Raw genomic sequence first — 18073 nt, 5'->3', positions numbered from 1 at the left:
GGGCTCCGAAAGGAGCCCCTTTTATTTTTTACTCTTCTGCTTTCCAGAGCACGTAGTAGTCGTCACCAGGTCTCATTGGATTGTAGTACCATCCTTTGACCCAGCTTCTCTGGACTCTCACACCGAGCGGCTGGTAGAGAGGCATACCAAGGGCGTGCTTCATTGCGAACCTCTGGATCTCTTCGTAGAGTGCCTGTCTTTCTGCGGGATCGGTCTTCGCGATCGCTTCTTCTATGAGCTCGTCGAGGCTTCTACCACCAAGGTCGGGATGTGGTGTGGAAATGAACTTCCTGAAGTTCTCACCCTGTCTTCCAGAGTAAACTCCTGCACTGTGGTAGTATGTGAAGATGAAGTTGTGAGGATCCGGATAATCTGCGAGCCATCCTATGATGAAGACAGGCACTTCTCCTCTCTTGGTTGCGTCGAGATACGTAGGCCACTGAACGCCTCTCACTTCGACCTTGAACTTCGTCGGATTGATCATCTCGATGTATGCCTTCAGCATCTCCGCGGCCTGTCTTCTCACATCGTTACCGGTGTTGTAAAGCAGTGTGATCTTGAATCCTTTCTCCCAGACTTCTCCGTTCCATGCCTTCTTGAAGTACTCTGTTGCTTTCACAATATCGAAGTGTGGAGCGTCTGGATCGTTCAGCAGCTCTTCGTTGAATCCGAGGAGTCCTTCTGGAAGGTCTGTTGGTATCTTTCTACCAAGACCTTTGAGCACTTCGTTTATGAATGTGTCGTAGTCGAACGCGTAGATGAAGGCTTTTCTCACGTTTTCATCAGTGAAGAAGTCTGGTGGTATTCCGTTTCCGTCGAGTTTTCCAGAGCCTATGTACTTGCTGTCTTCGGGAACGTTCCACGCGAAGTGAAGGGATGTTACCGCAAGTTCAGGAAGTCCCTTTATAACGGTGACACCGGGTTTTCCTTCCACCTGCTCGAGGTACTGGGTTGGGACAGCACAGATATCGGCGTCTCCCTGAAGGAACATCGCCCTTCTTGTGCTCCACTCGTCGATTCCCCAGATGATAACTCTTTTGATCTTCGCGGGTTCTCTCCAGTAGTTGTCGTTTCGCTCGAGGATGACTTTCTGCTGAGCTCTGTCCCATTCGACGAATTTGAAGGGTCCAGTTCCGTTCATTCTCGCGTAGAGAGGAGAATCTTCTTTTCTGATATCGTGGTACTTCCACCAGGTATCGGCTCTTCCGTCCCAGCATCCTATCTCTATACACCACTCTTTGTCGAGGACAGCACTCCAGCTGGCGCTCTGGGCGAGTATGTACATGAACGGTGCGAAGGGTCTCACGAGGTGGAACACAACGGCGTCACCTTCAACTTCGATGGCGGGATCGATGTAATCCGTGTAGATCTTTATGAGGGCGTCTCTGTACTCTGGAAGCGGCTCACCGTTTTCGTCGAAGAGTTCGCTGTAAGGCTTGCCGATCTTTTCCTCGACGAAAGTTTCCAGTGAATCCACACCGAACAGGGCTTCCCAGAGCATCCACATGGGACCCGCTGTTGGGTCGAAGATGAGACCTCTCTCAAAGCTGTATTCCACGTCTTCTGGTGTGAGATCTCCTCCTTCGTGGAACTTCACACCTTTCCTGATGTAGAACTTGTAAGTTTTCCCGTCGTCCAGAATTTCCCATCTTTCCGCAAGGCGTGGTTCGAATTCTGTGAGGCTTTCTCCTTTGTAAGCGATCAGGTTCTCGTACACGTTGTAGATAACTTCGCCACTCGCCGTGTCATAGGCGTAGTGTGGGTCGAGAGTGTCGGGTTCTCCAATGGTGGCATCGATTATGGTGTCAGGGTTTTTCACTTCGGCCAGTACCAGAACTGACAGGATTGCCAGAAACAGCACAAACAGTTTCTTCATAACGAAACCCCCTTTCCAAAAATGTGATGACTCCTTACTATATTTGAATTATAGCATAGATCACCGAGGAACGACTCTGTAGCGATATTCATCCGTTAGAGGTCTGTATCCTTCATACCTTACGACAGCCCCGTTTTTAAGGACTTCCGTTATCTCGTTTTGACCGGCCTTTTCCAGTGTCGCGGTAAAATCCACTCTGTACACGAACCTGGTGTTTTCATTGAAGGGCCAGATTTTGATGATCTTCTGAAGGGGTGAGAGGAGCACAAGGTGAACACCATCGGGAACGTCTGCCCTTACCCGGCAAATAGAAAGGCCATCCGTCACGATGTTTCTCGAAACTCTTTTGACGAGCACAGGAAGAGTCCTACCATACGTGAAGACATCGGCTATACCGGCAAAGAGTCCTGTAGGAACTTCAGGAACGGGTGTCAACGGAAATCCCATGCTCTTCTCTTCGAGTTCGGTGATGTCTCCTATTTTGATGTTTGAACTTTCCTGCTCTACCTTTTCTCCGAAGAGGCTTCGAATCTCAAGAATATCTTTCTCAACCTTTTTGTTCAGTTCTTCCAGTGCCAGTTTTCTGTTTTCATAAAGTTTGTCGAAGACGCCTGCTGTGATCAGGCTTTCCACAACGTTTCTCGGAACTCCGGTTACCCTTTCCTGAAGTTCTCTCACACTGTTGATCGGCCTGATTTTTTCGATTTGTTCAACCAGGGTTGCTCCCACTCCTTTCACAACCGTCAGGGGAAGGTAAACGTCTTTACCGTGAAAGACCAGTTCTTTTCCAGAGGTGTTGATATCTGGAGGATGTACTCTGTATCCTTCGCTTCTCAGTTCCTGAACGGCAAGGAAGATCTTTTCGGTGTCTGAAGAATTGTACGCGAAGTAGAGCTTGAAGAATTCTTCAAGATGATGGACTTTCAAATATGCCGTCTGGTATGTGATGTGGGCGTATGCGACGCTGTGAGACTTGTTGAAGGCATAGGAGGAAAAGTTCAGGAGGATCTCGAGGATCTGTTCTGCGTTCTCCATACCTTTTTCAAGAAGGCCTTTTTTCATCTTTTCAAGGAGAGGTTCCATTTTTTCTCTTTCTTTCTTTGCAATGGCCCTTCTCAAAATATCCGCTTCGGTGCCTGAGAGACCCGCGAACATGGCGAGTCGCATGATCTGTTCCTGATAGATCAGAACCCCTCTTGTCTCTGGAAACGTCTTCCTGAAAAACTCGGGAACGTTCTTCGGATTCGAAAACATAACATCCAGGCCAGACCTCAATGGACCAGGTCTGTTGAGGGCAAGGAGAATGGAGAGTTCGTCCATGTTTCTGGGAGAGATTCTTCTGCATAGTTTTCTTGCCTGGAGACCTTCGAGCTGAAACACACCGAGAGTTTTTCCCTTGGAGATGAGATGATACGTTTTTTCATCAGAGTAATCGAAAATCTCTTTTTTGAAATCCTTTATGAACGAGAGTGTTTTAAGACCCAGTATATCGATCTTCACAACACCTATTTCTTGAAGATCGTACATGTCGTAGTCCGTTATTGGGATATCTTCTTCCTCTCTTGTGGGTAATGGCAGAGGATTTTCTGAGATCACGATTCCCGCGGCGTGAACACTGGGATGGTGCGGCAGTCCATAAACGATTTTGTAGATTTCGTTTTTTTCTTCAAGAGACGCATCTGGAAGAACGGAGTTTATGAGGTTTTTCAGAGATTTCTCTGTGAGGTTTCCGAAGGTTGAAACCTGATAGACTTGAAAAGACTTTGATAGCTCCTTTATCAGGTCCTTTCTTCTTCTGTCTTCCACATCCACATCTATATCGGGTGGTTCCTGCCTTTCTTCGTTTAGGAAGCGTTCGAAGAGAAGATCGTATTTTATGGGATCTATCTCGGTTATTCCACACAGGTGTGCAACGAGGGAACCTACCGCACTTCCTCTTCCTGGACCAACTTTTATACCCAGTTTTCTTGCGATCTCTACCACTTTTTCCACCGTGTAGATGTACGGGGTGAAGCCCTTTCTTTTTATCACCTCGAGTTCTCTTTTCAGGCGGCTAACGTACTCTTCACCCAGCGACTCTGCCTTTTCTATGAGTGATTCGTCCCAATCCTCTGGAGGAGTGGGAAATCTGTGATTCACTCTGAGATCGTAGGCTTCTGCGTTTAAAGTGTCGACTGCATCTTCACATTTTTCCGGAAAACCCTGAACGTCTTCGTCGAGCCCGAAGACTTTTCTCATGAAGATGCTTGCCTTCCTTTCAGAGTTATCGAGGTATCTTACGGGTGTTAGTTCGCTTTCGTGGAAAATGGGTACGTTTTCGAGTTTATCTATTTCTCCGTTGTAGTACCTGACCAGTCTGTCGAATTCCTCTCTGTTTCTCGCGACGAAGATTCTGCCGCCTTTCCAGAGGCCGTGAACCGGTATCAGGCCGTGTTTTCTCATGATCGTGTTGAACTTCACAGCGGCGTGGAAGTTTCTGTCGGCGAGGATGACAGATTTCAATCCCTTACTTTTCAAGAGAAGGGCCAGTTTTTCGAATCGAACGACTGAGCCATCGAAAGAATAGGGAGATATCACCCATGGAATCATGATCTTTCCCTCACGTACTCATGGATCCTTCTGATGGCTTCTTTGAAGTCCTCTGGCAGAGGTGAGACGAACTCCATCCATTTGCCCGTTCGAGGGTGGAAGAAACCGAGTTTCAGGGCGTGAAGCATCTGCCTTTTTATTCCGAAGATCTCATCCTCTTTCGGCTTCCCGTAGATTTTGTCTCCCATGATCGGATGCCCGAGGCTTTTCATGTGCACCCTGATCTGGTGTGTTCTACCTGTTTTAGGAAAGGCGAGAACGAGCGTCGCAACGTCATCGAACCTTTTCAGAACTCGGTACTCCGTGATCGCTTCCTTCCCTGTTTCAACGACGGCCATTTTTATCCTCAGAACAGGATGCCTTGCGAGAGGAAGATCGACAACCCCTTCATCTTTCTTCACTCTACCCTTCACCAAGAGTATGTAAGTTTTCTTCACCTTTCGATCTTTGAACTGCTTCGAGAGGCTCTGATGGGCAAAATCGTTCTTGGCTACCACTATGACACCGGAGGTTTCTTTGTCGAGCCTGTGAACTATTCCCGGCCGGAGCTTTCCTCCCACTCCCTGAAGATCTTTGCAGTGATTGAGGAGGGCGTTCACGAGAGTTCCGCTGAGTTTGGAGGGAACAGGATGAACGATCATGTCTCCAGGTTTGTCGATAACTACGATGTCTCTATCCTCATAAAGAACTTTCAATTCTATCTCTTCGGGTTGAACTGTCGCTTCCTGTGGCTTTTCAGGGAGGTCAACCTCTACTATCTCACCCTCTTTCAACTTGTAACTCGGCTTTTTAATCTGACCGTTGACCTTCACTTTGCCCTCTTTTATCGCTTTTTGAATCAGTGATCTCGAGATCCATGACGGTGTCTTCTCCTTCAAAAACTGATCCAGTCTCCAACCCTCTTCTCTTTTTTCGACTCTCCAAACTTTCATTGTCTCCACCTCTGAAAACTCCCAGTATCATAAGTGCTCCTCCGACTATGATGAACACGTCTGCAAGATTGAATATCGTTGGGAGAAAAGTCAGATTCAGGAAATCAAGAACGTATCCGAATCTGATTCTGTCGAGAAGGTTACCGAGAGCTCCCCCAAGAATGAAGCCCATGGCTGTTCTTTCCAGCCTGCTGAACTTGAAAATATAAGGAAGTAGGGATAGAAAAACAACAACGAACATCACGGTCCAGAGAAGCTGTTCGGAAAGATTTTTAAACAACCCGAGTGCGATTCCTCGGTTGGTTGCCTTCACGAATCTCAAAAAACCCGGAACTATGAAGAAGGTTCCGTGTATCTCGCTTGCTATCCGCTTTGTAAGCTGATCCAGAACAATCGTGAGAACCATCACAAATGCCATTTACTCCACCTTTCTGTAGATGAACGGTTTGTATATCTCAAATCCCAGTTCTTTGTAATTGAAAATTCTTTCAGTGTTTCCAACGAAGAGGAATCCCCCCGGTTTCAGTGATTCAGCGAACTTTCTGTAGAGCTCATTTTTCGCTTCTGGTTCGAAGTAAATGACCACGTTTCGACACACTATCAGATCGAAGTTCTTTTCGAACGGATCCTTCAAAAGATCGTGCCTTTTGAACTCCACAATTTTCTTCACAGAATCTTTTATCCTGTACCTTCCATCTGGTAACTTCTCGAAGTATTTTTCCAGGTATTCCTTTGGAGTGCTGACGAAGGCCCTTTCTTCGTAAACACCTTCCTGGGCTCTTCCGAGCACGCCGATGTCAATGTCTGTTGCCAGAATACGAGTTTTATAGGAAAGATTGAGTTCGTTAACCAGGATGGCCAGGGAGTACGGTTCTTCTCCGGAAGAACAACCCGCACTCCAGAACTTCATCCTCAGAGAATTTTTTGCAATCAGAGGAATGATTTCGTCTCTGAGTTCCCACCACTTTTCCGGATTTCTGAAGAACTCCGTCACGTTTATCGTCATCTTATCCATGAATTCATCGAGGTACTTTTTGTCTTTGATGAGCATGTTCAAATACTCTCTATATCCCACGTTGTACTTTCTGAGAAGGAGTTCTGTTCTGCGCTTCACCCTCTGCGGTTTGTAAGAAGAGAGGTTCAGTCCGAACCTCTTTTCAGCTTCTTTCACGAACCATTCGAATTCCTCCTGAGGAAATTCTTTCCACTCAAAATTCGATTGAAATTTGAAAGGCCCAATTTTCTTTTCCGATCTTTCCTCCTGCATGGAATCTTCCCACCTTCCAGCTTCCTTCTACGTAGTCACTGTTGACAAAGATCCAGCCGTTTTCCTCGAGCAACGCCAAACCGGGTTTAAATTCTCCATCGTAAAGAAAACGAACCACCGTTTTTTTATGTTCAAAGATCAAACCAACCCAGTTCGAAACACCAACTTTTAAACTTCCAAGTTCTAACCAGACACCGGGCTTTTCGTTTTCAACGAAGAGTTCAAGACCTGTATCGAACACTTTGAAGTTCAGCCCAATGTGGTAGTTATCATCGTTCGACAAAACGAGAAACACGGGTTTCTCCGTGAAGAAGAAAACATTTTCTCCGTTCCAGATTCCACCCATGAAACCAAGTCTCACATTCCAGCTCTTTTTGAACGGTACAAAGGTCGCTTTCAAGACTGCTGGTGCGTGATATTCGAACGAAAAATCATCGATTCCGAATCGAAAATAAACAGGATTGTCATAAATGAAAGGAAGGAGAGAGAGCTCCCCTTCCGAAAAACTTGCAAAAAAATCGAACCTGAACTTTCCTTCTATGAAGTCTGTTTTGAGCTCAGGAGACAGTACAAAACCCACCGTGGGAACTTCATTATAAACTCCTGCTCCCACTTCGATGAAACCAGCGTACGCAGAAACGGTTGCCAGAACAAACAAAATCAGAGTTATCCTTCCAGTCTGGAAAGTATCTCCTCCATCTCTTTGTCGTCCATTTCAAAGTTCGAATACACTTCCTGCACGTCGTCCATATCTTCCAGTGCGTTGAGAAATTCGAGGACTTTTTCGGCATCTTTACCTGTGACTTTCATCGTGTTCTTTGGAATGAATGTTACCTTTGCTTCCACCTCATAGCCGGCTTCCTCCAGCTTGCTCTTCACTTCCGAAAGATTCTCAGGGGTTGTAATTATCTGTATCGGATCTTCTGTGTCTTTTATGTCTTCCGCACCGGCGTCTATAGCGATCATCATGAGTTCTTCCAGATCTTTCACCTTGTCTCTTGGGATCTCGATAACTCCTTTTCTTTCGAATATCCAGCTCACCGAGCCGCTCTCTGCAAGACTGCCACCGTATTTGTTGAACAGGTGCCTGAGCTCCTGAGCGGTTCTGTTCTTGTTGTCTGTGAGCGCTCTGATGTACACGGCGACTCCTCCGGGTGCGTATCCTTCGTAGATCACTTCCTGGTAATCTACACCTTCGAGTTCTCCCGTTCCTCTCTTTATGGCTCTTTCAATGTTTTCTTTGGGCATGTTTTCTGCCCGTGCTTTTTCAACTGCCGCTCTCAATCGCGGATTTGTTTCTATGTTTCCTCCTCCTTCTCTTGCTGCAACTATGATTTCTCTGATCAGCTTTGTGAAAATTTTGGATTTCTTCGCATCCTGGGCCATCTTCCTGTGTTTAATATTGGCCCACTTGTTGTGACCTGACATCATTCCACCTCCTGCTGTCCTTTATATTTTAACACCACGATTGTCATATCATCGTGCTGCTGGGCATCTCCTATAAACGACTTAACGTTTTTTCTCAGCGTCTCCAGCAATTCAGCGGGTGTTTCACCCTTGAATTCCCTCAATATATTTTCCAGCTTTTCGTATCCGAATTCTTCACCGGCTTCGTTCCTCGCTTCTGTCAATCCGTCGGAGTAAGATATCACGAACGTATCTGGTTTCAAATGAATGGTGTGCTTTCTGTATTCCCACTCTGTTATACCGATTGGGATCGCAGAAGTTTCAATCTTGACGAGCTCTCCCTTATGCAGGAAATAAACTGGATTGTGGCCTGCGTTTATAAGATTCAAAGTTCCATCTGGAGATATCTCTATAAAAGCCATCGTTACAAAGCGGTCGTTTGTCATGTCTTCGCAGAGAATGGAGTTCAACCTGTTCACGAGTCTTTCCAGATCGGGACACGTGGTGACCAGCACTTTCAGATAACTCCTCACTGCGCTCATTAGCAGAGCCGCCGGTACACTCTTTCCTGCCACATCACCCACGACTGTGAGAAACCTTTTCTCCTGTGACACAAAGAAATCGTAATAGTCTCCACCAACCTGAACGGCGGGTTGAGAGAAGACATCCGCTTCTATGAAACCAATCTCTGGAGTTTTCCGGGGAAGAAGATTGGCCTGTATCTGTCTTGCTATGTTCAATTGTTCTTCCAGTCTTTCTCGCTCTATCTCCTTTTTGAGAAAATCCAGTCTGTCGAGAGCACTCGCTATGTATCTTGCCGTCATCTCAGCTATTTTCCTGTCACCTGCGGTGAAAACTCCTCCGTCTTCTTTTCCAGTGAAGCACATGTATCCGTAGTATCTGTTTCCTTTTATCGGTACAAACAGAAGATTTGAAAACTTCTCAGATTTTCCGGGCTCTATCAGAACGGTCTTCTCTGGATTTCCTATTTCTGCTTCTATTTCTTCTCTGTTTAGATCCCCGGCTGTCAACTCACCTTCCAGATGAACAACATAACCCTCAAATTTTATCACGTTCCTGAGGAGTCGAATGACTTTTTCCAGTTTGTTCTGCAAGTTCAAAGGGAACTCGAACGTACCGAAAATCTCCGAGATTTCGAGCAGAGTTGATATTTCTTCGTACGAGCGCGAAAGCTCTTCGATTTGAGCTTCCATGAACATGGCCTGTTCTTCTAAGCTTTTTCGATATTCGTTTATTTCGTACTCCAGGATCTCCAAAAGATCATCTATTCCTTTCGAACAGTCGTGTTCAAGATTCAAGATTTCAGCGATTCTTTCGCAAATTTCCCTTTCATTCATTTAGTAAATGCTTCACCTCCTCGATGAATTGGGAGGGGCTGAACGGCTTTCTCATGACCTTTCTGGCACCCAGGGAAAATGCCAGAGATTCGTCCTCTTCACCACCCTTTGCCGTGAGGACTATCACCGGGATTCTTTTCCAATTTTCTTTTTCTTGAAGTTTTTTCAAAACGGTGAATCCATCCATTACGGGCATCATTATGTCGAGAACTATCAGGTCTGGTGTGAACTCCGAGAGCTTTTCTAGGGCTATCTGCCCGTTTTCCGCTTCTATCACTTCGTACCCTTCTTTTTTCAGATTGAAAGAAACGATTTTTCTCAGAACCGCTGAATCGTCAACAAGAAGAATCTTTTTAGACACGCGTACCACCCCTTTCGAGGAGAGAAGAGAGAGGACCGTGCCCGGTCATGGCTTCTTCACATATGGGTAAGAAAAAAGTTCCTTCTTCTGCAAGGAGTAACGGGTTTATCAGTTTCTCCCTCTTTTGAGTATACCTGAAGATGTGATACTTTTTTCCACTCGATATTTCAAAATCCAGAAGACTCTCTTTGAACGAAACTTTTTTGTTCTTTTTCAAAATAGTCTTCTCCAGATCCACAGGTTTTTCTGAGATCACTAAGAAACGATACGAGTTGACCAGTTCGTTGATGTTTCCATCGAAGATCCATGCGCTTTCTAAAGCGAAATCCTTTGGGAGGATGTTTTTCAGAGTCTCTATGTGTTTTTCTGAGATGTTTTTCACAAAGAGTTCCACGTAGAAAGCGAGGTTCACCACACCCACCGGCATGGCGTCGAGGAAACTCATCTTCGGTTTTGGATGGAAACCTTCCGTGAAAACGATTGGAAAATCTGCTCTCCTTATGGATCTTTCCACGAGTTTTATAGACTCAAGTGTTGAGAGAAATCTCCTCATTCCTTTTTTCTTGAATCTGAGAACGATCTTCATTTTGCCACTTCCTTCGGATAGCGGTAAATCAAGAGGAATGCTATACCGATGAATATCGGAAGATAATAGGTAGAAATCCTCCAGATGAGAATGGAGGCGAGTGTTTTTTCAGAAGAATTCAAAATCTTGGAAAAAACGATCTGATAAACCGCTTCCACTCCTCCACTCGCTCCAGGAGTGGGTATGTAAAACACGACCAAACTCAGGAAATAGAAGAGGCCTGTGACGTCGAGAAAACCTATTTTTCCGGATGTGAGCCAGATGGCAAGGTAGAGAACAAAAGATTGAACAAGCAGGGAAATGAAAGTGAGAGGAAAATCGAAAAACATAAAGCCACTTTTCCAGAGTACTTGAACGCTTTCTTTCAATTTTTCTGTCCATTCCAGGAATCTGGTATCCCAATCTTCTATTTTGGTGATCTTTTTGATGAGTCGATCTATCCACCCTATTCTCTTGAAAACGTTAAAAAGACGTGCAATGAGAGTAGGATTTATCAGTGAAACCATCAAAACGGCTATGAACGATACACTAATGAGATACGCGAGAAGTATCAACTTTGAGGTCAAAAGTGCGTTCGAGAAGAGAAGGTTTCTGTATCTCACAAGGCCCAGAATCGAAAGAACAGTAACAGAGATCAGGTATTCTACGAATCTGGAAAGAATCACGTTCACATTGTGTTCAGATCTGAAACCCATCCTTGAAAGGTGGTACGTCTGAAAAAACTGTCCTCCGAAATAGAAAGGAGTGAGCATGCTGAAAACAAAACTCATGTAATTGTTGAAGAAGGCATCGTACAGCGGAAATTTCTCTTTCCATACGAACGAATAAAGCCATTTCATTCTGAGAGAGTCTATGACAATAGAAAAAACGAATGTTCCGCAGAGAAGGAACATGTAAAGGAGAGATTTTAAATGAAAATATCTGGAAAATTCAGCGGGATCTACTTCCCTGAAAATAAAAAAGACGGCGAGAAATCCAAAAGCCAGCGCCAGAATTATGTTGATCCACTCTTTTTTACTCAGATTTTTACAACCTCCTCAAAGAAGATTCGAGGGATGCAAGCAGATCTTCAACGGTTTCCATCCAGTCTTCGACCTGGGCGACTCCGTACTCAAGCATCGGCTGTTTCGTCCAATCCAATCTCAGGAACTTTCTCTTCAACCTTTTGAGGAGTCTTTCCGCGCCTTCTTTCGATGTTCCGGGAAGAACGATCATTATTTCGTTTCTCTTCAGGAAATCGAATCTATCAGAAGACCTCAAAAGTTCTCGGAGGATTTCATAGACGCGTCTTGCTGTGCCGTCATCTTCGAAAAAGAGATAGATAACAGAAAGTGGGAATCCATATCGCTTCGATTTTTCGAACTCGTCTTCGAGATAACTGAGGATACCAGAGGGGAATTTCAGGTACACCTTCACCATTTCAAATTTTTTTCTTAGCAGAAAGTCCGGAAGGCGTGGATCGATCACGTCCAGCACACCTTCCGGAATATTTTCAGGTACGTTCTCTGAAACCAAAATCATCCACCGATCCTGTTCCTTCAAATTGTCGGTGATGATTACATCCGATGATTCATTTATGAGAAATCCCACCTCTTGAACGATTTTGACTATCCGTTCACGAAGTTTTTCATCTTCCAGATCGATTTTCACTTTCATTTCACCATCTCCAGGAAGTATCTGTGCAGTCTCAAATCGTCGGTGAGTTCTGGGTGAAACGTGCACGCGAGTATATTTCCTTCTTTCACCAGAACAGGATCGTAGTCGTAGGTTGCCAGAATTTCCACATTCTTTCCTGTTTCAACAATTTTTGGAGCCCTTATGAAAATGGCTCTGAATGGATCTTTTCCTACAGCGGGTATCTCTACAAACGTCTCAAAGCTTTCGACCTGTCTTCCGTAGGCGTTTCTTTCAACGGTTATGTCCAAAACTCCAAGTTTTTCCTGGGAGTAGTTTTCGATGCGCTTTGCGAGAAGGATCACACCGGCACACGTTGCAAAGACTGGTAATCCTTCGTTTATTCTTTCCACCAACTTTTCATCCATATCCATCTCTTTGAGAATTCTTATCATGGTGGTCGATTCTCCACCAGGCAGGATGAGACCATCCACCATGTCCAGCTGCTCTGGAAGTTTCACTATCAGAGTCTCAACTCCGAGCTTGTGGAGAGCTTCCACGTGTTCTCTGACATCTCCCTGAACACCCAGAACACCTATCTTCATTCTTTACCACCCTCTCTCCTGCATTCTCACTTCGAGTTCTTCGACATCGAGCCCTCTCATCGGCTCTCCTATGTCTTCGGAGATCTTGAGGAGTATCCTTGGATTGTCCCAGTAGGTAACGGCCAGCACCATGGCTTTCGCCATCTTTCTTGGATCCTTGGATTTGAAGATACCGGATCCTACAAACACTCCATCTGCTCCGAGCATCATCATGAGAGCCGCATCCGCAGGAGTTGCCACACCACCCGCTGCGAAGTTCACGACGGGAAGTCTTCCAAGTCTTTTGACCTCCCTGAGAAGCTCCACGGGAGCTCCTATTTCTTTTCCGTAAGCGACGAGTTCTTCGTCTTCCATCTTGGTCACCTGTTTTATCTGTTCCATCATCCTTCGCATGTGCTTCACCGCTTCCACGACGTTTCCCGTTCCAGCCTCTCCCTTCGTTCTGATCATAGCGGCGCCTTCCGCTATTCTTCTGAGAGCCTCTCCAAGATCTCTTGCACCGCAGACAAAAGGTACTTTGAATTCGTGTTTGTTGATGTGGAACCTGTCGTCAGCTGGTGTGAGTACCTCAGACTCATCGATGAAATCGACTCCGAGTTCTTCCAGTATCTTTGCCTCGGCTATGTGTCCGATTCTCACCTTCGCCATCACAGGGATGGACACTGCTTCCATGATTTCCCTGATCTTTGCGATGCTTGCCATTCTGGCGACTCCGCCCTCTTTTCTGATATCGGCCGGAACTCTTTCGAGGGCCATTACCGCAACGGCTCCCGCTTCTTCTGCGATCTTGGCCTGTTCAGCAGAGGTGACGTCCATGATGACACCGCCTTTGAACATCTCCGCAAAACCCTTCTTTATGATCCAGGTACCCTTTTTGATTTCCATTCCATTCACCTCCTCACTCTTCTTCCCAGTAGCGCTTCTCCACTTTTTTCAGTCTGGGGTTTTCTATCTTGTACCTTCCCACCTTTGCGCAGTGTCTTCCATTGACTTCAACGATGTCTGCCGTGATATCCACCTTCTCCCTCAGCAGGCGAGATCCAACACCATAAGCATCTGCAGGAACTCCGAGTCTTTCGAAGAGATCTATCTTCTTCTCGTCGAATCCTCCGGAGACGACTATCTTCAGATCCTTGAGCCCCACTTTGTCGAACTCCTGACGGGCTCTCCAGACGAGTTCCGGACACACCCCAAAGGAAGACTCGTCCTTTGGTACCACGGATTTATCTCTTAGATTCCCGGAGGTGTCGAACCTCACACCCCATATCTTGTTCTTTCCAGGACCTATGATCGGTGAAGGATCTGTCACTCCGAGTTTGAACGGCTTTTTCATCACGTACTCGTAGAACTTTTCGATGACCTTGAAGGTTGTTCCTATCACATCGTTGTCCCAGTCCACAAGAATGATCCTGTTCACGTCTTCCTCCATGTGCATATCGAACGCGATGGCAGCGTCCTCGGTCTTCCCATCGTAGCAGGCTATCAGGGCGTGAGGCATCGTTCCCATGGATTTGACACCCCAGTAGTCCGCGTTCGCGTCTGTAGAAACTCCAAAGGCCCCCGCTTTGAGAGCTGCGTAGCCGTCCGTTGCCTGGACCCAGTAGTGATCAAAACGGGCACTGAAAAAGAGCACGGGTTTTCCTCTCGCTGCCTTCACCACTTTCTTGACGGCCGTTGCCGTGCTGGTGGCTCTTGCGATCACACCGAGAAGCACCGTTTCGAGATACCCGAAATAGGTGGGATCTCCCTCTATTGTCATTATCGGCTCTCCTTCTTTCGCTTCCTCGCCGTCGTAGAGGGCGTGTACTTCTATCTCATCCCATTTGTCTACCCAAAGATCGTTCAGTTTCAATCTGAGGTCCCACTTTTTCTGAGTGAGCTCCAGAATCTTCTGAACGTCCATTTCAACTGAAGCAGCCTGCATTTCTTTGTCTAATTTCAAGATCTCTTCGAAGAGTTCCCTCGCTTTTTCCTCGTCTTTGTAGTATCCCGTGCAGAACTTCAGAATGGCGAGGGCCTCGTCAATTCCGCAGATTACGGCGTCTTTCCTCGGAAAGAACTGATAGTACACCCGTGGATGGCGGTTGTCCCTTTTCAAGACCTTCACATAGTTTATGAAGTATATGTCCGAGTAGTAACCGTTCCTGATGCGGTCGATGGGAACCTTGAAGACCTCGGGACTGAGTCTTTTCACATTGATCACCTCAAATGAATTCTGCTCCTAAAATTTCTTTCATTTCCCTCAGTGCAAAGCGGTGAAGCTCTTCATCGTAAGAAGCAACGCCTTCAGTGATTATTTTAACAGGGATATCCCTGTTTCTCAACTCTTCGACGGTGAAGAGCACACAGATGTGTGTTACAACTCCACAAACGTAAACTTCGTCTATCTCGTTGTCTCTGATTATCTTTTCAAGATTCGTGTTGTAGAAGGCACTGTATCGGTTTTTCTTCACAGAGAAGTGATTGGGATAGTCTTCCAGGGCTTTCTCGAGCTTTTCGGTGAGTCTTGCACCATCGGTGTTCGCAACACAGTGTTTCGGCCAGAGGCTGAATTCTCTGTCTTCAGGATCATGCCAGTCTTGGGTGGTGATGATGGGGAGGTTCTCCTTTTTGAACTCTTCAACCCACTTCAAAATGGGATCGATCACCTTCTCTGCTCCTTCGAAGTAAAGAGCACCTCCTCTGTCCACGAAATCTCTCTGAAGGTCTATCACAAGAAGGGCTCTCACGTTTTCACCCCCTAAAAAGAAAAGCCCCGTGCGGGGCTGGCGGAGGCGGTGGGACTCGAACCCACACGGGCCTTCCGGCCCACCGGTTTTCAAGACCGGCTCCTTAGCCAGTTCGGACACGCCTCCAGTTTTAAATTATACAACAAAACAAAACCCCCGGCAAGTGCCGGGGGTTGATTTGCGGTGGTGTGGATTAGAATGCAACGGAAGCTTTCAAGTAGAGGTACCAGGTGAAGTAATCGTTGATATCAGCAGTACCATCACTATTGGAATCAAACAGAGTTCCGAAGAAGAATCCTGTTGTGAGAGGACCGTAGACGTAGCTGGCGTCGACGTTGTAACCCAGTTCGTTGGTGGCAACTTTGTATTGTGCAGCTGCTTTGACTGTAAGATTTTCAACGGCTGTGACTGTCAGGTTGGCATCGATGGTGACATTAGTAGCAGAAGCGACAGCATCATCCCAGGAAGCGCTCACATTTGCCTCTGCCATATCGGAGTCGTAAGCAAGAGCAAGCGTCACAGGCAGGCTGAAAGAATTGGCATCAAGATCGTAAGTCGGTGTCAGTTCTGCACTGAAGGTCACTTCATCGGTGACACCAGCTTCCGCTTTGAGACCAACTTTCACGAGTTTGGATCCCCAGGGTGCTGTCCAGCCATCGCCATCAACAGAATCATCGTCGTAGTATGTGGGGGCTCCTTCAGAATAGACAAAGTATGGAGACACCGTCAGAGTAACAGGTTCCATTTCAAAGGATTTGCTGTACTGTGCTTCTACCAGGTACATGCTGGTTGCTTCGTAGGCGTAGGCAAGATCGACCACGAGATTTTCAAGGATGTCTTTTCCAGTGAGATTCAAGTGGGCAGCATAGCCATAGGCGCTTGTGGCATTGTTCGTATCAGTATCATAGAACGCACCGAAGAGTGTCGCATCAAGGAGATCAAGGTTTGTCACGCCGAGTTTCAGAGCAACGGCATCGTCGAAGTAGTTGTTGGTATTGTTTGTAGCGTCGGTAAGGTCCGTTTCAGAAACGATGTCTGCAAAGTATACGGTCAGAGAGATTCCTTCAAAACCGAGTTTTGGTGTGAATTCAAGTGTTCTGTCTCCTACGTAGTAGAACACATAGCCATCCCCATAGATATCATCGTTGTAGTAAGTGAGATCGAACAGATCTGTTGTGATAGCTATCTTGCTGAGAGAAGCTGTTTTTCCAAGGACGTCAATGGAAAACTCTGCTGTAATGGTAGCCGGTGCTGTTACACTGCCAGAGCTTGGAGAAATGGACACAGACAAATCACTAATATCACCTTCGAGGTCGATGCCTTCTTCGTCGAGGTACGCGTTGAAGTAGCCAGTTCCAGAGACATTGACTTTAACGACGTCTTCGTAGGCAAACGCTGCTGTGACTAAAAGACCCAGTACCAGGAAAAGAGCGAGCAACTTCTTCATAACATCTTACCTCCCCTCAGAATAAATTTTGGTTTTATTTACCACTGATTGCGATCAGAATGAGACCGAGAATTCCAAAGAACGCACCTGTGAGGATGCTGAGATTCCTGTTGTAAGCCTTCACGCTTTCGATTTTGTCCTCGAGTTCCGCCTTCACCTGATCGATCTTTTCGTTAGTCTCGTTGTACTTCATGTTGAGGTCTTCTTCGAGAGACGACGTTTTTCCGTAGAGGTTGACGATATCCTGTTCATGAAGATCAACCGTCTTCTGTATCTCCGCGTCCTTTTCCTTGAGAGCGGAAATTTCATCGTTCAATTTGCTTTCTGTGTCGAGGAGTTTTGTGTAGACCATGTTCAACGTTTTCTCCTGTGACTCTATTTTAGCAGAAAGTTCGGCCTTCGTGTCAAGTATTTTTTTGCTGAGATCTTCGTTGAGTGCAGCGACCTTGTTGTAGAGGTTTATGATGTCCTTTTCGTGGAGTTCGACCATTGCGGAGATTTCTTCGTCTCTTCTGGAGAGTTTCTCTTCTGTCGCGGCGATCTTGTTGTTGAGTTCCTCGTTAACGGAACCGATCTTGTTGTAGATGTTTATGATGTCTTTCTCGTGGAGATTGACTATTCCCTCGAGATCGGCGATCCTATTTCCGAGATCCTTTTCAAGGGCTGCGAGTTTTTCGTTCACTTCAGAGATCTTTGCGTCCACATTCTCCTTGTATCTTTCGTAGTCTCTTGAGAGATTTCCAAGTTTAAGGCCGATATTGTTCACAACTTCTCTGTTGAGCGAAATCTCTTTGTCGAACTCCATCTCGATCTCCTCTTTCACAGCTGCGATCTTTTCAAGCAGTTCTCTTTCGGTTTCTGTGAGATTGGCCTGAGTGGTGCCTATCTGGGATGCCAGAGTATCCAGTATCCCGGTAAGACTGTTAACCTTCTCCTCGAGGGCCATGTACTTGTCAGAGAGGTTTCCAACGACCTGTGTCAGGTTACCGGAAGCACCCGCAAGCATCTTCTGTTCGATGAAATCGAGGAGCCTGCTCACAGCCGTTGCCGCTTCGTATCTGGTGATGTACCTGTCCCCTTTGAACTCGCCATCCGGATAACCTATGAAGACACCCCTCTGCCACAGCTTCCAGACGTACTCGTAAGCCCAGTGATCTTTTGGGACATCTGGGAAGAACGCGAACATCGCTGAGAAGAAAACGGACAACATTGCAACGGTAAGAAGAACTCTCTTCATGGGACAAACCTCCCTTCTCATTGATCACAGTTAAATCCTGTGGTGATTATACCATCTCGTCCAAA

Annotated in this window: 18 protein-coding genes and 1 tRNA gene; all 19 read right to left on the bottom strand. The window is 46.2% G+C overall.

Annotated features, from left to right (window positions below; all coding sequences use genetic code 11):
• Positions 1–28 precede the first annotated feature (28 nt).
• The 19 genes from TPET_RS02320 to ompA1 all read right to left on the bottom strand — a co-directional run bounded on the left by TPET_RS02320 (position 29) and on the right by ompA1 (position 18008).
• On the bottom strand, positions 29–1876 hold the full coding sequence (locus tag TPET_RS02320; protein ID WP_011943102.1) for an ABC transporter substrate-binding protein: 1848 nt from the start codon (positions 1874–1876) through the stop codon (positions 29–31).
• Between the two features lie 60 nt (positions 1877–1936).
• Positions 1937–4465: a helix-hairpin-helix domain-containing protein gene (locus tag TPET_RS02315; RefSeq protein WP_011943101.1), complete on the bottom strand. Its 2529-nt coding sequence runs from the start codon at positions 4463–4465 to the stop codon at positions 1937–1939.
• Positions 4462–5343 carry an RluA family pseudouridine synthase gene (locus tag TPET_RS02310; protein WP_238374327.1) on the bottom strand — a complete coding sequence of 294 codons (882 nt, stop codon included), beginning with the start codon at positions 5341–5343 and terminating at the stop codon, positions 4462–4464. The genes TPET_RS02315 and TPET_RS02310 overlap by 4 nt, the downstream gene beginning before the upstream one ends.
• The gene (gene lspA, locus TPET_RS09575) at positions 5255–5815 is read right to left on the bottom strand and encodes a signal peptidase II (protein WP_011943099.1); all 561 of its coding nucleotides are present in this window, start codon (positions 5813–5815) and stop codon (positions 5255–5257) included. The genes TPET_RS02310 and lspA overlap by 89 nt, the downstream gene beginning before the upstream one ends.
• A complete protein-coding gene (locus TPET_RS02305) occupies positions 5816–6664 on the bottom strand; it encodes a CheR family methyltransferase (RefSeq protein ID WP_012895879.1) in 849 nt (282 codons plus the stop codon).
• Positions 6606–7322 (bottom strand): hypothetical protein, encoded by a 717-nt coding sequence (locus tag TPET_RS02300; protein WP_011943097.1) that lies wholly within the window; start codon positions 7320–7322, stop codon positions 6606–6608. The genes TPET_RS02305 and TPET_RS02300 overlap by 59 nt, the downstream gene beginning before the upstream one ends.
• An 8-nt stretch (positions 7323–7330) precedes the next feature.
• Positions 7331–8092 carry a YebC/PmpR family DNA-binding transcriptional regulator gene (locus tag TPET_RS02295; RefSeq protein ID WP_011943096.1) on the bottom strand — a complete coding sequence of 254 codons (762 nt, stop codon included), beginning with the start codon at positions 8090–8092 and terminating at the stop codon, positions 7331–7333.
• Positions 8092–9429 carry a PP2C family protein-serine/threonine phosphatase gene (locus TPET_RS02290; protein WP_011943095.1) on the bottom strand — a complete coding sequence of 446 codons (1338 nt, stop codon included), beginning with the start codon at positions 9427–9429 and terminating at the stop codon, positions 8092–8094. The genes TPET_RS02295 and TPET_RS02290 overlap by 1 nt, the downstream gene beginning before the upstream one ends.
• Entirely contained in the window at positions 9422–9790 is a 369-nt protein-coding gene (locus TPET_RS02285; RefSeq protein ID WP_011943094.1) for a response regulator, read from the bottom strand. Before TPET_RS02285 ends, TPET_RS02290 begins: the two co-directional genes overlap by 8 nt.
• Positions 9783–10376, bottom strand: a complete 594-nt coding sequence (locus TPET_RS02280; protein WP_011943093.1) for a TIGR03936 family radical SAM-associated protein — start codon at positions 10374–10376, stop codon at positions 9783–9785. The genes TPET_RS02285 and TPET_RS02280 overlap by 8 nt, the downstream gene beginning before the upstream one ends.
• A complete protein-coding gene (locus tag TPET_RS02275) occupies positions 10373–11362 on the bottom strand; it encodes a lysylphosphatidylglycerol synthase transmembrane domain-containing protein (RefSeq protein ID WP_083756011.1) in 990 nt (329 codons plus the stop codon). The genes TPET_RS02280 and TPET_RS02275 overlap by 4 nt, the downstream gene beginning before the upstream one ends.
• Positions 11363–11402: 40 nt before the next feature.
• A complete protein-coding gene (locus tag TPET_RS02270; protein WP_011943091.1) occupies positions 11403–12032 on the bottom strand; it encodes a nucleotidyl cyclase domain-containing protein in 630 nt (209 codons plus the stop codon).
• Entirely contained in the window at positions 12029–12595 is a 567-nt protein-coding gene (gene pdxT / locus TPET_RS02265) for a pyridoxal 5'-phosphate synthase glutaminase subunit PdxT (protein WP_011943090.1), read from the bottom strand. The genes TPET_RS02270 and pdxT overlap by 4 nt, the downstream gene beginning before the upstream one ends.
• A gap of 3 nt (positions 12596–12598) precedes the next feature.
• Positions 12599–13480, bottom strand: coding sequence for a pyridoxal 5'-phosphate synthase lyase subunit PdxS (pdxS, locus tag TPET_RS02260; RefSeq protein ID WP_011943089.1), 882 nt, complete (start codon positions 13478–13480; stop codon positions 12599–12601).
• 13 nt (positions 13481–13493) lie between these two features.
• Complete coding sequence (locus TPET_RS02255) at positions 13494–14789, bottom strand: nicotinate phosphoribosyltransferase (protein WP_011943088.1); 1296 nt, start codon at positions 14787–14789, stop codon at positions 13494–13496.
• Positions 14790–14799: 10 nt separating this feature from the next.
• Complete coding sequence (locus tag TPET_RS02250; RefSeq protein WP_011943087.1) at positions 14800–15324, bottom strand: cysteine hydrolase family protein; 525 nt, start codon at positions 15322–15324, stop codon at positions 14800–14802.
• Positions 15325–15361: 37 nt separating this feature from the next.
• Positions 15362–15450: transfer RNA gene (locus tag TPET_RS02245), tRNA-Ser, on the bottom strand.
• A gap of 67 nt (positions 15451–15517) precedes the next feature.
• Positions 15518–16771 (bottom strand): outer membrane porin OmpB, encoded by a 1254-nt coding sequence (gene ompB, locus TPET_RS02240; RefSeq protein ID WP_011943086.1) that lies wholly within the window; start codon positions 16769–16771, stop codon positions 15518–15520.
• Positions 16772–16805: 34 nt separating this feature from the next.
• Positions 16806–18008, bottom strand: a complete 1203-nt coding sequence (gene ompA1, locus TPET_RS02235; protein ID WP_011943085.1) for an outer membrane anchor protein OmpA1 — start codon at positions 18006–18008, stop codon at positions 16806–16808.
• Positions 18009–18073: the final 65 nt, after the last annotated feature.

This window comes from Thermotoga petrophila RKU-1 (assembly GCF_000016785.1).
In the GTDB taxonomy this organism is placed as follows: Bacteria; Thermotogota; Thermotogae; order Thermotogales; family Thermotogaceae; genus Thermotoga; species Thermotoga petrophila.
The sequence above is the reverse complement of the archived record's forward strand: the minus strand, read 5'-3'. Positions and strand labels throughout refer to the sequence as shown.

Coding starts and splice junctions, on each gene's coding strand:
- TPET_RS02320 (WP_011943102.1), bottom strand. CDS start 1,876: ATGAAGAAACTGTTTGTGCTGTTTCTGGCAATCCTGTCAGTTCTGGTA.
- TPET_RS02315 (WP_011943101.1), bottom strand. CDS start 4,465: ATGATTCCATGGGTGATATCTCCCTATTCTTTCGATGGCTCAGTCGTT.
- lspA (WP_011943099.1), bottom strand. CDS start 5,815: ATGGCATTTGTGATGGTTCTCACGATTGTTCTGGATCAGCTTACAAAG.
- TPET_RS02305 (WP_012895879.1), bottom strand. CDS start 6,664: ATGCAGGAGGAAAGATCGGAAAAGAAAATTGGGCCTTTCAAATTTCAA.
- TPET_RS02295 (WP_011943096.1), bottom strand. CDS start 8,092: ATGTCAGGTCACAACAAGTGGGCCAATATTAAACACAGGAAGATGGCC.
- TPET_RS02290 (WP_011943095.1), bottom strand. CDS start 9,429: ATGAATGAAAGGGAAATTTGCGAAAGAATCGCTGAAATCTTGAATCTT.
- TPET_RS02280 (WP_011943093.1), bottom strand. CDS start 10,376: ATGAAGATCGTTCTCAGATTCAAGAAAAAAGGAATGAGGAGATTTCTC.
- TPET_RS02270 (WP_011943091.1), bottom strand. CDS start 12,032: ATGAAAGTGAAAATCGATCTGGAAGATGAAAAACTTCGTGAACGGATA.
- pdxT (WP_011943090.1), bottom strand. CDS start 12,595: ATGAAGATAGGTGTTCTGGGTGTTCAGGGAGATGTCAGAGAACACGTG.
- pdxS (WP_011943089.1), bottom strand. CDS start 13,480: ATGGAAATCAAAAAGGGTACCTGGATCATAAAGAAGGGTTTTGCGGAG.
- ompB (WP_011943086.1), bottom strand. CDS start 16,771: ATGAAGAAGTTGCTCGCTCTTTTCCTGGTACTGGGTCTTTTAGTCACA.
- ompA1 (WP_011943085.1), bottom strand. CDS start 18,008: ATGAAGAGAGTTCTTCTTACCGTTGCAATGTTGTCCGTTTTCTTCTCA.